This window comes from Paracoccus mangrovi, from assembly GCF_042648425.1.
Lineage (GTDB): Bacteria > Pseudomonadota > Alphaproteobacteria > Rhodobacterales > Rhodobacteraceae > Paracoccus > Paracoccus mangrovi.
The window spans coordinates 321,102-336,565 of the sequence record NZ_JBHRXJ010000001.1; the positions used below are offsets into that span (position 1 = coordinate 321,102).

At 65.8% G+C, this 15,464-nt stretch carries 13 protein-coding genes; 8 read left to right on the top strand and 5 right to left on the bottom strand.

Annotated features, from left to right (window positions below; translation table 11 throughout):
- Positions 1–171 precede the first annotated feature (171 nt).
- From ACFOMH_RS01565 to ACFOMH_RS01580, 4 genes are all read left to right on the top strand, one after another.
- Positions 172–1,554: an L-serine ammonia-lyase gene (locus ACFOMH_RS01565; RefSeq protein WP_377742175.1), complete on the top strand. Its 1,383-nt coding sequence runs from the start codon at positions 172–174 to the stop codon at positions 1,552–1,554.
- A gap of 135 nt (positions 1,555–1,689) precedes the next feature.
- Positions 1,690–2,538 (top strand): hypothetical protein, encoded by an 849-nt coding sequence (locus ACFOMH_RS01570; protein WP_377742176.1) that lies wholly within the window; start codon positions 1,690–1,692, stop codon positions 2,536–2,538.
- Between the two features lie 97 nt (positions 2,539–2,635).
- Positions 2,636–4,840: a YjbH domain-containing protein gene (locus tag ACFOMH_RS01575; protein ID WP_377742177.1), complete on the top strand. Its 2,205-nt coding sequence runs from the start codon at positions 2,636–2,638 to the stop codon at positions 4,838–4,840.
- On the top strand, positions 4,837–5,493 hold the full coding sequence (locus tag ACFOMH_RS01580; protein ID WP_374424606.1) for a YjbF family lipoprotein: 657 nt from the start codon (positions 4,837–4,839) through the stop codon (positions 5,491–5,493). The genes ACFOMH_RS01575 and ACFOMH_RS01580 overlap by 4 nt, the downstream gene beginning before the upstream one ends.
- Positions 5,494–5,705: 212 nt before the next feature.
- Here ACFOMH_RS01580 and ACFOMH_RS01585 read toward each other — a convergent pair whose 3' ends face one another.
- The 4 genes from ACFOMH_RS01585 to ACFOMH_RS01600 all read right to left on the bottom strand — a co-directional run bounded on the left by ACFOMH_RS01585 (position 5,706) and on the right by ACFOMH_RS01600 (position 8,254).
- Complete coding sequence (locus tag ACFOMH_RS01585; protein WP_377742178.1) at positions 5,706–5,924, bottom strand: hypothetical protein; 219 nt, start codon at positions 5,922–5,924, stop codon at positions 5,706–5,708.
- Positions 5,925–6,134: 210 nt separating this feature from the next.
- Positions 6,135–6,920: a metal ABC transporter permease gene (locus ACFOMH_RS01590; RefSeq protein ID WP_377742179.1), complete on the bottom strand. Its 786-nt coding sequence runs from the start codon at positions 6,918–6,920 to the stop codon at positions 6,135–6,137.
- Between the two features lie 9 nt (positions 6,921–6,929).
- Positions 6,930–7,760 carry a metal ABC transporter ATP-binding protein gene (locus ACFOMH_RS01595; RefSeq protein ID WP_377742180.1) on the bottom strand — a complete coding sequence of 277 codons (831 nt, stop codon included), beginning with the start codon at positions 7,758–7,760 and terminating at the stop codon, positions 6,930–6,932.
- A complete protein-coding gene (locus tag ACFOMH_RS01600) occupies positions 7,757–8,254 on the bottom strand; it encodes a Fur family transcriptional regulator (RefSeq protein ID WP_374424598.1) in 498 nt (165 codons plus the stop codon). Before ACFOMH_RS01600 ends, ACFOMH_RS01595 begins: the two co-directional genes overlap by 4 nt.
- Before the next feature lie 79 nt (positions 8,255–8,333).
- On the opposite strand from ACFOMH_RS01600, the gene ACFOMH_RS01605 reads away from it, so the two are divergent.
- Complete coding sequence (locus ACFOMH_RS01605) at positions 8,334–9,314, top strand: zinc ABC transporter substrate-binding protein (protein ID WP_377742181.1); 981 nt, start codon at positions 8,334–8,336, stop codon at positions 9,312–9,314.
- Between the two features lie 181 nt (positions 9,315–9,495).
- Positions 9,496–9,672: a hemin uptake protein HemP gene (hemP, locus tag ACFOMH_RS01610; protein WP_377742182.1), complete on the top strand. Its 177-nt coding sequence runs from the start codon at positions 9,496–9,498 to the stop codon at positions 9,670–9,672.
- A gap of 21 nt (positions 9,673–9,693) precedes the next feature.
- Here the strand turns inward: hemP and ACFOMH_RS01615 are convergent, their stop codons facing one another.
- Positions 9,694–11,241 (bottom strand): pseudouridine synthase, encoded by a 1,548-nt coding sequence (locus tag ACFOMH_RS01615; RefSeq protein ID WP_377742183.1) that lies wholly within the window; start codon positions 11,239–11,241, stop codon positions 9,694–9,696.
- 230 nt (positions 11,242–11,471) lie between these two features.
- Between ACFOMH_RS01615 and ACFOMH_RS01620 the strand changes: the two genes are divergently transcribed.
- Together ACFOMH_RS01620 and ACFOMH_RS01625 are read left to right on the top strand one after the other, a co-directional pair.
- Positions 11,472–11,942, top strand: coding sequence for a nucleoside deaminase (locus ACFOMH_RS01620; RefSeq protein ID WP_374424590.1), 471 nt, complete (start codon positions 11,472–11,474; stop codon positions 11,940–11,942).
- Positions 11,943–12,013: 71 nt separating this feature from the next.
- Positions 12,014–15,448: a pyruvate carboxylase gene (locus ACFOMH_RS01625; protein ID WP_377742185.1), complete on the top strand. Its 3,435-nt coding sequence runs from the start codon at positions 12,014–12,016 to the stop codon at positions 15,446–15,448.
- Positions 15,449–15,464 lie beyond the last annotated feature (16 nt).

Consider the following 15,464-nt stretch of genomic DNA (forward strand, 5'->3'; position numbering starts at 1 on the left):
TTTGCCCAGCACCGATATATGCCAGTTTTTTGGGCTGTTCGCCTAAATAATATGCAAACGCTGCGTCGTCAAATGTCGCATCGCTTCACGCCCCGCGTCGCAGCCCCTCTGGCCGGCGCCGGTCCCAACGGCTAAGCTTGGACCAAGCCAGTGACAGCCAGGAGCCGCGCCATGTTTCTTTCGGTCTTTGATATCTTCAAGATCGGGGTCGGCCCCTCGTCGTCGCATACGATGGGACCGATGGTGGCGGGCGGGCGCTTTCTGGACATGCTGCGCGACCAGCCCTTTCGCCCGCACGGGCTGCGCGCCAGCCTGCATGGCAGTCTGGCCTTTACCGGCAAGGGGCATGCCACCGACCGCGCCACCATCCTTGGTCTGGCCGGATTTTTGCCCGAAACCATGAATGCCGAGGCCGCCGAGACCGTGCTGGCCGCCAATCGCGACAGCCGGATCCTGTCGCCCGAGGGGCTGGGCGATCTGCATTTCGATCCGGCGCGCGATCTGATCTTTGACTATGACCGCGCCCTGCCCGGCCATGCCAATGGCATGATCCTGATGGCGACCGATGCCCAGGGCGACGTGATTTCGCAGGAAACCTATTATTCCATCGGCGGCGGCTTCGTGCTGACGGCGGCCGAGCTGGCGGCGCGGGGCGACGACACGCGCACCGATGCCTCGCCCAAGGTGCCGCACGCCTTTGCCAGCGCCGCCGAAATGCTGGATATGGCCGCCGCATCGGGCAAATCCGTCGCCGCGATGAAGCGTGAAAACGAACGTGTCTTTCGCTCGGACGCGGAAATTTCGGCCGGCATCCATCACATCTGGCAGGTGATGCGCAACTGCATGGAACGGGGGCTGGAAACGGGCGGCATCCTGCCCGGCGGGCTGTCGATCCGCCGCCGCGCGCCCGGCATCCACGCCGCGCTCAAGGCCGAGGCGGGGATGAACCTGACCGCGCCCCATGTGATCAATGACTGGATGTCCATGTATGCCATGGCCGTGAACGAGGAAAACGCCGCCGGCGGACAGGTGGTGACCGCCCCCACCAATGGCGCGGCCGGCGTGGTGCCCGCCGTCATCCGCTATTGGCTGGATCATGTGCCCGGCGCATCCGAACGCCAGCTGGACGATTTCCTGCTGACGGCGGCGGCGGTCGGCGGGCTGATCAAGCACAATGCCAGCATCTCGGGCGCGGAATGCGGATGTCAGGCCGAGGTGGGCTCGGCCAGCGCGATGGCCGCGGCCGGGCTTTGCGCGGTGCTGGGCGGCACGCCCCAGCAGGTCGAGAACGCCGCCGAAATCGCGCTTGAACATCACCTTGGCATGACCTGCGACCCGGTCAGGGGGCTGGTGCAGGTGCCCTGCATCGAAAGGAACGGGCTGGGCGCGATCAAGGCGGTATCGGCGGCAAGCCTTGCGCTGCGCGGCGACGGACAGCATTTCGTGCCGCTCGATGCCGCGATCGAGACCATGCGCCAGACCGGCGCCGACATGAGCGAGAAATACAAGGAAACCTCGCTGGGTGGGCTGGCGGTGAATGTGCCCAACTGCTGAAACAATAAAAAGCGTGCGATAATTCGCGCATCCACCTGCTTTCATGGCGGTTGGGGCCTGTCTTTGCTTGCCCAATCCGGGGCCTTCCTGTAGCCAAGTCGCATAAGCAAAACCCAAGCAACCGGGACAGAGCAGATGAAATTCCGTTCGGCTTTCGCCGTGCTTTCCATGACCGTGGCGCTTGCCGCCTGTAGCGAGCTGCCCTTTCAGACCGCAGCCAAGCCCGAAGCCACGGGCCATGTCGGACCGCCCGGTGTCTCGCCGCTGGAGCAGCCGATCGAGACCGGGGCCGAGCTGGTCCCCGTCGCCACCGCCGAGGCCAGCACCATGAGCACCGCCATGTTCCGCGCCAGCGGTGCGGGCTGGACGGTGACCGCCGCCGACAAGAATGCCGTCTATGAACGCGCCGGCGCGAAATCGGTCGGCGTCAGCGTGCGCCGCGTGACCTATGCGCGCGGCGTCGAGTTCATCGGCACCATGAACGGCGCCGTCTTTTCGCTGAACGTGCAGGCTCAGGCCTGCGAGGCGGGCGATCAGAAAACCCCGTTCACCGCGCGCCTGCGCGTCGGCAGCCAGCGGCTGACCGGCTGTGCCGTGCCCACCGACACGATGCCCAAGGCGCAAACCCGCGCCTCGTCCGCGGCCCCCAAACCCAAGGCGCAACCGAAGCCCGCCGCCACCACGCCCAAGCCGCCCACGGCGACCACCTCCCCCGCTGGCGAAAGCCCGGTGAAGGTCCCGCCGGGCACGACCCCGGCGACAGGCACGGCCACCACCCCGGCGGTCACGACGACGGCGCCTGCGACGACCGCGCCCGCCACCACGGCGCCGGCACCCGTGACGACCACGCCCACGACAACCGCACCCGCGACGGCACCGGCCGCGCCCGCGACGACCGCGCCTGCGGCCACCGGCGGCAATGCCGTGCCGGCCCCGGCGCTGGTGCTGCCGCCCACGCCCCCCGCCCCGGCAGCCGGTCAATGATCCGAATGACCGGACGCGGCCCATGCGGCATCTGCCGCGCGGGCCGCGCCACCCCGCCGCGCCCCGACGCGGGCACAAGACCTGAGAGGACCCGCCGATGCGCGCCCATTCGACCCTGACCCGCCGCCTGCTGGCCTCGACCATGCCGGTGGCGCTGTTGCTGAGCCTGGGCACCGCGCCCGGCCGGGCCGATCCGATGATCGGCTCGACGCTGAACAGCTATGGCCTGCCCGGCGGCATCGACACGCCGACCGCCGAAATGCTGCCCGACGCCACGCTGGGCGCGACCATCGCCTATTCCGATCTGGCCCGGCGCAACTCGATCGTGTTTCAGGCGCTGCCGCGTCTGACCGTGGCGCTGCGCTATTCCCGCGTCGACAGCACCGAGGAAAGCCGGGGCTTCATCTGGGACCGCAGCTTTGACGTCCGCTATCAGTTCCTGGACGAGGATCCGAACGGCTGGCGGCCGGCGGTCGCCGTCGGCTTGCAGGACTTCATGGGCACCGGCATCTTTGGCGCCGAATATTTCGTCGCCAGCAAGACCATCACCCCGCGCCTGCGCGTCAGCGCCGGCCTTGGCTGGGGCCGGCTTGCCCAACAGGGCAGCATCGGCAGCATCGGCGACCGCCCCGATCCCGACGATCAGGAAGGCGGCAAGCCCAATATCGACCAATGGTTCCGTGGCGATGTCGCGCCCTTCATCAACGCCACCTGGCAGGCGACCGACAAGCTTTATCTGACCGCCGAATATTCCGGCGACAGCTATGCCTGCGAGACCGGCGATGCCGAGAACTGTCAGCGCGCCGTCTGGCTGAGCGATGGCGACAAGCTGAAGAACCGCTTCAACCTGGGCCTGACCTATCAGATCGGCGCGAACTATCAGGTCAAGGGCTATGTGCTGGGCGCCAAGCAGGTCGGTTTCCAGTTCAGCGTCGCCATGGATCCGCGTCAGGCCCCCTTCCCCTCGGGGCTGGAAAAGGCGCCGGCGCCGGTGCGTCCGCGCGTGGCCCAGAACGTCGATCCCGAAGGCTGGTCGGGTGCATGGTCGGCCGACCCGACCGCACAACCCGCCATCCAGAAGGTGCTGGGCGAGGCCCTGTCCAAAGAGGGTCAGGTGCTGGAAAGCATGGCGCTGGACGCCAACCGCGCCGAGGTCCGCATCCGCAACCACCGCTATATCCAGCAGGCCGAGGCCATCGGCCGGACCGCGCGGCTGATGACGCGGGCGCTGCCGCCTTCGGTCGAAACGCTGGTCATCACCTCGTCCGAGGACGGCGTTCCGACCAGTTCGGTGACGCTGCGCCGCTCGGATGTCGAGCGGCTGGAAAACAGCGAAGCCGGCCAGATCGCCGCCGCCGCGGTGGTGACGGATGCCGATCCGCGTCCGGGCAACCTGATCTATTCGCAGGACCTGTTCCCGCGCTTCCGCTGGGGGCTGAAGCCCTATCTCTCGACCTCGCTTTTCGACCCGGACGAACCGTTCCGCTATGAAATCGGCGCCGAGCTGCTTGGGGAATACGAGCTGCTGCCCGGGCTGATCCTGTCCGGCAGCGTGCGCCAGCGCGCCTTTGGCAATCAGGAACAAGAGGGCCCCGGCAACCTGACCCCGGACGAATACGAAGCCCAGGGCGAGGATGTGAACGAAAACGGCGTGCCGCGCGTGCGTTCGGACGGCCGGATGTATCAGGGCAACAAAAGCCCGACCATCCCGCGCCTGACGCTGGCCTGGTATGCCAAGCCGACCGAAACGGTCTATAGCCGCGTCACCGTCGGCCTTTTGGAACGCGCCTATGGCGGCGTTTCGGGCGAAGTGCTGTGGTGGCCGGTCAATTCGCCCCTGGCCTTTGGCGCCGAGATCAACCGGGTCAAGAAACGCGATTTCCGCGATGTCTTTGGCTTCCGCGACTATGAGGTCACGACCGGCCATATCTCGGCCTATTACGAATTCAGCAATGGCATCACCGCACAGCTGGATGTCGGCAAATATCTGGCCGGCGACAAGGGCGCGACCGTGTCGCTGTCGCGCGAATTCGCCAATGGCTGGCGGGTCGGCGCCTGGGCGACCAAGACCGATCTGAGCGCCGAGGATTTCGGCGAAGGCTCGTTCGACAAGGGCGTCGAGATTTCGATCCCGCTGGGCTGGGGCACAGGGCAACCCTCGTTGCGCCGCGTCGGCGGCAACATCCGCTCGCTGTCGCGTGACGGCGGTTCGCGCCTGCGTGTCGACGGGCGGCTTTACGATACGGTCCGCGACAGCCATTCGGGCCAACTCTATCAAGGTTGGGGGAGGTTCTGGCGATGAACCGCATGATGACGCGCACCGCGATCGGTGCCGCCCTGCTGGCGATGCTGTCGGCCTGTGGCAATATGGGCAGCGACGGCTCGGTCGCCGGCATGCTGGGCACGGCGGTCAAGCAAAGCGCCGCCAAGGTGCGGGGCGAAAAGGCCGCCGCCGCGCCTGCGCGCGATCCCTCGGCCATGGCGGCCGAGGCGCTGCGGGTGAATTCCGGCCCGCTGATCATGGTCGGGCTGGAAAACATGGGCACGACCCAGGTCATGGCCATGACCGGCGAGAATGGCGGTCAGCGCACCTATATGACCAAGAACGAACAGGCGCTGATCCTGCGCGGCGGCATGCTGGCGGGCACGCGCGGCCTTGGGCATGACCTGTCGGTGGCCGAAATGTCGAACTCGGCCGCGCTGATCCGCGCCGGTCGCAGCGGTCAGGCCCGGCGCGTCATGCGCTATTGGACCGGCGACGGGCTGGAACGCCCGATGAGCTTTGACTGCACCATCGGCCCCGGCCCGAAAGCCGGCGTGATTCTGGAAAGCTGTCAGAACGGGCCGGCGACCTTCCAGAACAACTATATCGTTTCGGGCGGCCGGGTGACGGTGTCGCGGCAATGGGTCGGGCCCAATCTGGGCTATGTGACCATTCAGGAACTGCGCCCTTAAGCGCGCAACACCATCGCAGACATGAAAAAGCCCCGCAGAGATGCGGGGCTTTTTTCATGTCCGGGTCTTTCGTCTCGCGGCGCAATGCCGGGGCCGCGCGCCGGCATGGTCGGGACATGGCAAAGTCGAGACATGGCAAAGTCGGGACATGGCAAAAGAAAAAGGGCTGACCTTGCGGCCAGCCCTTTCAACCAAAGGTCCTTTACGGACGATTAGTTGCTCGAGTCGTCATCATCGTCGTCGTCCGAAGCGACGGCGGCGATCACGCCCAGCAGCAGCAGGGCCGGAACGACGAGGCCAGCGTTCGACGAAGCGGGCTTCTCGTCAACGACGACCGGCTCGACTTCCACGACGGGGGCGACATAGCCGCCGGCCAGAGCCGACGAAGCCGTCAGGCCGAGGGCCAGGGCAAAGGTAGCAAATTTGGTCATGATCATGCTCCGTTAGTACTTTGAAGGCTGCCGTTTCCAGCAACATCGCAGCGACAGTCGCATAAAGCCAAGGACTTGGAAAGCGGTCTTGATCGGGAAATGCTCTGCCGTCCGGGCAACTGTTGCATATTCGCCAACACCCTGTTTTCTGGGCGGGTTCTCGCCGGAGCGTCACCCCGAACCTGCGGGTTCCCGCGCAAGGCGAAAATATCACGATTTCCGGTAACAGGCCAAGGATAAAGCATAAATCCCGGCCGAGACGGCGATGATCGACGAGCCGGCCGGGCTGCCGAGCCAAAGACTGGCGCCAAGTCCCGCCAAAACCGAGATTGCACCGATCAGGGTTGCGGAACCCGCCATCTGTTCGGGCGTTGCAGAGAATCCCCGCGCGGCGGCCGCCGGGATGATCAGCATCGCCGATATCAGCAATGCCCCGACAATCCGAATCGCTATCGCCACCACCACAGCCAGCGCCAGCGACAGGATCAGCCTTTCGCGCGCCGGGTCGATGCCGGCGGCCATGGCCAGTTCCTCGTTCACCGAGGCCGTGACCAGCCGCTGCCAGCGCCAGATCAGAAGCCCCAGCACCAGCGCCGCCCCGCCCCAGATCCAGACCAGATCCCAGCGCGACACCACCAGAATATCCCCGAACAGAAACGCATCCAGCCCGGTGCGCAGGCCCGGCACGAAACTGGCCGCGACCAGCCCCAGCGCAAGCGCGCTATGCGCAAGCACCCCCAGCACCGTATCCGCCGACTGACCGCGCGCCGTCAGCCGCGTCACGATCAAGGCCATGGCCAGCGCGACCGCCAGCGTGCCCAGATAGACCGGCGCCTGAAACGCAAAGCTCAGCGCCACCCCCAGAACCGCCGCATGCGAGGTCGAATCGCCGAAATAGGCCATGCGCCGCCAAACCACGAACGATCCCAAGGCCCCGGTCGCCATCACCACGCCAAGCCCCGCCAGAATTGCGCGGATCAGAAAATCGTCAAGCATGGGAAACCTTCAATGCTGATGGCGGCATTCGGGGCCGTGGCAATGCTCGGGTTCAGGCCCCGCATGGGCGTGGGCGTGACCGTGGTCGTGCCCATGGTGATGGCCATGGTGATGGTCGTGATCATGATCATGGTCGTGATGATGCTGATACAGCGCCAGCGCGCCCAGCGATTCCGCGCCAAACAAGGCCCGATAGGCCGGCGCGGCGCTGACCACCTGGGGCGTGCCCTCGCACCAGACATGACCGTTCAGGCAGACCACCCGGTCCGAGGCCCGCATCACCACCAAAAGATCGTGGCTGACCATCAGCACCGCCGCGCCGGTTTCGGCCCGCACCTCTTCGATCAGCTTGTAAAAGGCGACGATCCCGGGCTGATCCAGCCCCTGCGTCGGCTCGTCCAGAACCAGAAGCTGAGGATCGTTCAACAGCGCCCGCGCCAGCAGGACACGCTGAAACTGGCCGCCCGACAGCGCGGTGATCTGCCGCCGCTCAAGCCCGGCGACGCCCGTCCGCGCCAGCGCGGCGCCGGCCTCTGCGTCACCGACCCGCCGCGGCAGCGACAGAAACCGGCGCACCGTCATCGGCATCGCCTTTTCGATATGCACGCGCTGCGGCACATAGCCGATGCGCAGACCGGCCTGACGCTCGATCCGGCCGGTATCCGGCGCGACATGGCCAAGAAGCGCCCGCACCAGCGTCGATTTTCCCGACCCGTTGGGGCCGACCACGGTCACGATCTCGGCCGGGTCGATGCGGAAATCGACATGGCGCAGCACCGGCAGATCGGCGCCCGCGTGGCTGACCGAAAGGTCGGATGCCCGAATCAGCGGCGCGGTCATGCCCGCCCCTCATCCCGGCAGCGGGCGCATTGGCCGACGATCTCGACGGTGCTGCGCTCGATGGCGAATTCCGACTGTGCGGCCAGATCGTTCAGCGCGTCACGCAATGGCGGCGCGTCCGCCTCGGCGACCTGTTCGCAGCTGCGACAGATCAGAAAGACGGGCGCGTGATGGCGTTCCGGCGACAGGCAGGCCGCATAGGCGTTAAGCCGCTGAACCCGATGCGCAAGCCCTTGATCCACAAGGAAATCAAGCGCGCGATAGGCAACTGGGGGTTGCCTGCCGAACCCATCCGCGGCCAGCCGTTCCAGCACCTCATAGGCGCCCATCGCACGATGCGATTCCAGCAGGATTTCCAACGCCCGCCGCCGCACCGGCGTCAAACGGACACCGTCGGCGCGGGTCTGTTCCTCGGCCCGGCGCAGCACATCGGTGGCGCAGCGGTCATGATCGTGGTCGTGAAACGGGTCTGTCCCGTGCTGACAGGTCGGCATGATGTTATACTATCACAATATCCTTGACGGGTTACGATATAACATAAATAACATTGCCATTTCCGCAAGTGAGCACGCCATGACCCCGTTCCGCCCGATCCTTCTGTCCAGTCTCGCGCTTGGCTGCGCCCTGCCTGCCCTGGCCGAGGTGCCGCGCGTCGTGACCGACCTTCCGGTCACCGCCTCGCTCGTGCAGCAGGTCATGGGTGATCTGGGCCAGCCCGGGCTGCTGCTGACCGCGGGGGCCGATCCACATCATTTCCAGCTGCGCCCGCAACAGGCGCAGGACCTTGAAAAGGCCGATCTGCTGATCTGGGTCGGCCCCGAAATGACGCCGTGGCTCGACCGCGCCAGCACCAGCCTTGCCACGGATGCCAGCTCGCTGGCGCTGCTGTCCCTGCCCCAGACGCATCTGCGCGAATTCGCCGCCTGGGATGAGCATGAGGACGGCCATGATCACAGTCACGATCATGGGCACGATCACGGGCACGATCACGCTGGTCATGACCATGCGCATGACGATGGCCACGATCATTCCGGCGTGGATCCGCATGCCTGGCTCGACCCCGCCAATGCTCAGGTCTGGCTCGGGGCCATCGCGCAGGCCCTGTCCAAGGCCGATCCCGAGAATGCCGGAACCTATGCCGCCAATGCCACCGCCGCACAGGCGGCCGTCGCCGCCCTGGATCAGGAATTGCGCGCCGAACTGGCCCCGCTGGCCGAACAGCGTTTCGTGGTGTTTCACGATGCCTATGGCTATTTCACAGCCCATTACGGGCTAAGCCCGGCCATTCCGGTCAGCCTTGGCGATGCATCGGCGCCGGCCGCCGCCCGGCTAAGCGCGGTCCGCGACCAGATCATTGCCCAGCACGCCAGCTGCGCCTTTCCCGAGGTCAATCACGACGCCCGCCTGCTGGCCACCGCGATCGAAGGCACCGACACCCGCGAAGGCGCGGCGCTGGATCCCGGTGGCGTCATGCTGTCCCCCGGCCCCGGCCTCTATGACGCGACATTGCGCGGGTTGAGCCGGGCGTTTGCCGACTGTCTTGGCAAAGGCTGATCCCACCCCGGGAAAGACCTGATGCCTGGCCGTCACCCAAGGGTGGCGGCCAATTCATTTCCGGCAAAGCATTCATAAATATCGACAATATAATTCCTATAATTCCTGACTTATTCACTTTGACAATCCATAGTGAATCAGTCAGATTACGCATACACGCGACCGAAACGAGGATATCGACATGACCGCGACCCGCCCTGCCGAATTCACGCGTCCCGGCGTGACCGCTCTGCAACGCCTGCCCGAACATGATGCCGAATTGCTGACCGCCGGCGGCAATCAGGCGCTGATCGTTCTGGGCGATCAGGTCTATAACCTGCGCATCACCCGCGCGGGCAAGCTGATCCTGACGAAGTAACCTGCCCGAACGCGGTGCGGATCACCCGCGCCTTGGCCCCTTTCCCTCGGGTCGCGCCCCCTTTCCGGGGGTGCGATTCGTTTTGGGACCGGGTTTGAAGCCCGCCGGCTTGCCGCCGGGCTTTCCGCCCCGGACATCGCGCCCGGGCTTGCCCTCGCCGAACGGCTTGCCGCCACCCGCGCGCGGTTTGAACCCGCCCGGTTTGCCATCCCGGGGCGCGAAACCACCGCGATCGCCTTCGGCCGAACGGGGGCGATCCCCGGTCTTGAAGCCCGGCTTGCCACTGCGCGCCGGACGTTCGCCGTCCTCACGACGTGCAAAGGGCTTGCGCTCGCCATCCTCGCGACGCGCATAGGGCTTGCGGTCACCATCTTCGCGCTTGGCATAGGGGCGGCGCTCGCCATCTTCGCGGCGGGCAAAGGGCTTGCGCTCGCCATCCTCGCGACGCGCATAGGGCTTGCGGTCACCATCTTCGCGCTTGGCATAGGGGCGGCGCTCGCCGTCTTCGCGGCGGGCAAAGGGCTTGCGCTCGCCATCATCGCGACGCGCATAGGGCTTGCGGTCACCATCTTCGCGCTTGGCATAGGGACGACGCTCGCCGTCTTCGCGGCGGGCAAAGGGCTTGCGCTCGCCATCCTCGCGACGCGCATAGGGCTTGCGGTCACCGTCTTCGCGCTTGGCATAGGGACGGCGCTCGCCATCTTCGCGGCGGGCAAAGGGCTTGCGACCGGCCTCATCGGCGCGGGGACGCTCGTCCCCCCCTTCACCGCGCGCGGCGCCGCGTTCGCGGAAACTGCGCGGCTTTTCTTCGGTCTCGCCGGTCAACAGGCCGCCCAATTGGTCGCGCAGAACCTTGCGCTTGACCTCGCGCACCTCGTTTTCCTCCATGCCGGTCAGCTTGAAGGGACCATAGCCGATGCGGATCAGACGGTTCACGATCAGCCCGACATGGGCCATGGCGCGCCGGATCTCGCGGTTGCGGCCTTCGCGGATTCCCACGGTCAGCCAGGCGTTCGCGCCCTGCTGGCTGTCCAGATTGATCTCCATCGGCTGGAATTCCTCGCCGTCGATGGTGACGCCCCGGCGCAGCGGCGCGAATGTCAGATCATTGGGCTGACCATTCACGCGCACGCGATAGCGGCGCAGCCAGCCCGTGGTCGGCAGCTCAAGCCGGCGCTTGAGCTCGCCGTCATTGGTCAAAAGCAGCAGCCCCTCGGAATTCAGGTCAAGCCGCCCGACGGTCATCACCCGAGGCAGATCGCGCGGCAGCGCATCGAACACCGTCTGCCGCCCCTTTTCATCTGCGGTCGAGGTGACCAGCCCGATCGGCTTGTAATAGAGCCAGAGCCGCGTCTCTTGCGGCGCCTCCAGCGGCTTGCCATCGACGCGCACCTTGTCCGCCGCCGTGACGTCCAGCGCGGGGCTGTCGATTTTCTGGCCGTTCACGGTGACCCGCCCTTCGACGATCATGCGCTCGGCCTCGCGCCGGCTGGCGACACCGGCGCGCGCCATGACTTTGGCAATACGCTCGGCGCCGGTCGAAACGGGGGATTCTGGGGTGTCGGTCATCGCGATCTCCTGCGCATCTCTGCGGTGGCAAAGCGGGTGTGATACACGAATCATGCCGCAAAGGAAAGGGCGCGATGGGGGCTCTGCCCCCGGCCCGTACCGGGCCTCCCCCGGGATATTTCGGCATGAAAGACGGGCAATCGCCGCCGCTCCGGGCACAAGGCTGGTCATCTTCCATGTTCAAATATCCATGCTATTGCCGCAAGACGCGCAGCGGGGCAGAAGAGGGCATGAACTTCACCTCTTACATGCCTGACGCCCTGCGCGAGGCGCGCGCCGCCGCCGCGCGCGACGAGGTGCCGGTCGGTGCGGTGCTGATCGGTGCGGATGGTCGGGTTCTGGCACGAGCCGGCAACCGGACACGCGAGCTGTCGGATCCCACCGCGCATGCCGAGATTCTGGTCATTCGCGCGGCCTGCGCGGCCCTTGGGTCCGAGCGGTTGCCCGGCGCGCGGCTTTGGGTCACGCTGGAACCCTGTCCCATGTGCGCGGCGGCGATTTCGGCCGCGCGGATCGAGACCCTTTACTATGGCGCCGACGATCCGCGCATGGGGGGCGTGCGCCATGGCGCGCGCGTCTTTGACCATCCGCAATGCCACCACCGCCCCGGCATCGTTGACGGCATTTCCGCGGAAGAATCGCGCCGCCTGTTGCAAGATTTCTTTCGCGAACGACGCGATGGGTGCAATTACACGAAATAACCTGTCTTTTGTGAGCGCTTGCGCTGCACCGCAGCATCGTTATGTTGACGTCAGCGAACCTGGAGGGGCCGATGTTTCGGAAGATTCTGATTGCGAACCGGGGTGAGATCGCGATCCGCGTGATGCGCGCCGCGAACGAGCTGGGCAAGAAGACCGTCGCCGTCTATGCCGAAGAAGACAAGCTTGGCCTGCACCGCTTCAAGGCGGATGAGGCTTATCGCATCGGCGCGGGGCTGGGACCGGTTGCGGCTTATCTGTCGATCCCCGAGATCATCCGGGTGGCAAAGGAATCGGGCGCCGACGCAATCCATCCGGGCTATGGCCTTTTGTCGGAAAACCCCGATTTCGTCGATGCCTGCGTGGCGGCCGGCATCACCTTTATCGGCCCCAGCGCGGATACGATGCGCGCGCTTGGCGACAAGGCCAGCGCCCGGCGTGTCGCCATCGCCGCCGGCGTTCCGGTCATCCCCGCGACCGAAGTCCTTGGCGACGACATGGACGCGATCAAGGCCGAGGCCGCCGGGATCGGCTATCCCCTGATGCTCAAGGCCAGCTGGGGCGGTGGCGGGCGCGGCATGCGTCCGATTTTCGGCCCCGAGGAACTGCCCGAAAAGGTCCGCGAGGGCCGGCGCGAGGCCGAGGCCGCCTTTGGCAATGGCGAGGGCTATCTGGAAAAGATGATCCTGCGCGCCCGCCATGTCGAGGTTCAGCTGCTGGGCGACGGCCATGGCGGTCTTTACCATCTTTATGAACGCGACTGCACCGTCCAGCGCCGCAACCAGAAGGTCGTCGAGCGCGCGCCCGCGCCCTATCTGACGCCCGCGCAGCGCGCCGAGGTGTGCGAGCTGGCGCTGAAAATCGGTCGCGCCGTCGGCTATCAGAACGCCGGCACCGTCGAATTCCTGATGGATATGGACAGCCAGCAGTTCTATTTCATCGAGGTCAATCCCCGCGTCCAGGTCGAGCATACCGTGACCGAAGAGGTCACCGGCATCGACATCGTGCAGGCCCAGATCCAGATCGCCGAAGGCGCCACCCTTGCCGAGGCGACCGGCGTCGCGGATCAGGACGGCGTGCATCTGAATGGTCACGCCCTGCAATGCCGGGTCACGACCGAGGATCCGCTGAACAATTTCATTCCCGATTACGGCCGCCTGACCGCCTATCGCAGCGCCACCGGCAACGGTATCCGGCTGGATGGCGGCACCGCCTATGCGGGCGGCGTCATCACCCGCTATTACGACAGCCTTCTGGTCAAGGTCACCGCGCATGCCCAGACCCCGGGCAAGGCCATTGCCCGCATGGACCGCGCGCTGCGCGAATTCCGGGTGCGCGGCGTGGCCACGAATATCGAATTCGTCATCAACCTGTTGAAACATCCGACCTTTCTGGATGACAGCTATACGACGAAATTCATCGACACGACCACGGACCTGTTCCATTTCCGCAAGCGCCGCGACCGGGCGACCAAGATCCTGACCTATATCGCCGATATCAGCGTCAATGGTCATCCCGAGACCGCAGGCCGCCCCCTGCCCCCGGCCGAGGCGCGCAGCCCGGTTCCGCCCCGCCCCCATGCCGATCCCCTACCCGGCACCCGCCAGCTGTTGGACCAGCAGGGCGCGAAGGCCGTCGCCGACTGGATGCTGGATGAGAAACGCCTTCTGATCACCGACACCACCATGCGCGACGGGCATCAGTCGCTTTTGGCGACGCGCATGCGCTCGATCGACATGGTGCGGGTCGCGCCCAGCTATGCCGCGAACCTGCCGCAGCTGTTCAGCGTCGAATGCTGGGGCGGCGCGACCTTTGACGTGGCCTATCGCTTCTTGCAGGAATGCCCATGGCAGCGGCTGCGCGACATCCGCGCGCGCATGCCGAACCTGATGACGCAAATGCTGCTGCGCGCCAGCAACGGCGTCGGCTATACCAACTATCCCGACAATGTGGTGCAGGCCTTTGTGCGTCAGGCCGCGACGACCGGGATCGACGTGTTCCGCGTCTTTGACAGCCTCAACTGGGTCGAGAACATGCGCGTCGCCATGGATGCGGTGATCGAAAGCGGCAAGATCTGCGAAGGCACGATCTGTTATACCGGCGATATTCTTGACCCGGCGCGGGCCAAATACGACCTGAAATATTACCTCGACATGGCGCGCGACCTGCGTGACGCGGGCGCGCATGTGCTGGGGCTGAAGGACATGGCGGGGCTATTGAAGCCGGGCTCGGCCGGGGTGCTTGTCAAGGCGCTGAAAGAGGAAGTCGGCCTTCCGATCCATTTCCACACCCATGACACCGGCGGCATTGCCGGCGCCTCGATCCTTGCGGCGGCGGCGGCGGGCGTCGATGCGGTCGATTGCGCCATGGACGCGCTTTCGGGCAATACCAGCCAGCCCACGCTGGGATCCGTGGTCGAGGCCCTGCGCCATACCGACCGCGACACCGGGCTGGACATCGCCGCCATCCGCGAGATTTCCAACTATTGGGAAGCGGTGCGCGAACATTACGCGGCCTTCGAATCCGGCCTGCAAGCCCCGGCATCCGAGGTTTATCTGCATGAAATGCCCGGCGGCCAGTTCACCAACCTGAAAGCCCAGGCCCGCAGTCTTGGTCTTGAGGAACGCTGGCACGAGGTGGCGCAGGCCTATGCCGATGTGAACCGGATGTTTGGCGATATCGTCAAGGTCACGCCCTCGTCCAAGGTGGTGGGCGACATGGCCTTGATGATGGTGGCGCAGAACCTGACGCCCGCGCAGGTCATGGACCCGGCGGTCGAGGTGGCCTTTCCCGACAGCGTCGTCGACATGATGCGCGGCAATCTGGGCCAGCCCCCCGGCGGCTGGCCGCAGGACTTGCAGGCCAAGGTGCTCAAGGGCGAGGCCCCGATGACCACCCGCCCCGGGGCCAGCATGGCGCCCATCGACCTTGAGGTGGTGCGCGCCGATGTCAGCAAGCAGCTTGAGGGCAAGCCCGTCGATGACGAGGATCTGAACGGCTATCTGATGTATCCCAAGGTTTTCCTGGATTACATGGGCCGCCACCGGACCTATGGCCCGGTCCGCACCCTGCCCACGCGCACCTTTTTCTATGGCATGGATCCGGGCGAACAGATCGAGGCCGAGATCGACCCCGGCAAGACCCTGGAAATCCGTCTGCAAGCCATTGGCGAAACCGACGAGACCGGCGAGGTCAAGGTATTCTTCGAACTGAACGGCCAGCCGCGCGTGATCCGGGTCCCGAACCGTCTGGTCAAATCCCAGACCGCCGCCCGGCCCAAGGCCGATCCCGGCAATGACAGCCATGTCGGCGCGCCGATGCCGGGTGTCGTGGCCTCGGTCGCCGTCACTCAGGGCGCGAAGGTTGCCGCCGGCGACATGCTCTTGACCATCGAGGCGATGAAGATGGAGACCGGCATCCATGCCGACCGCGCCGGCATCGTCCGCGCGCTGCATGTCACCCCCGGCCAACAGATCGACGCCAAGGACCTGATGATCGAGATCGAATAGGCCGCGATCCCATCGA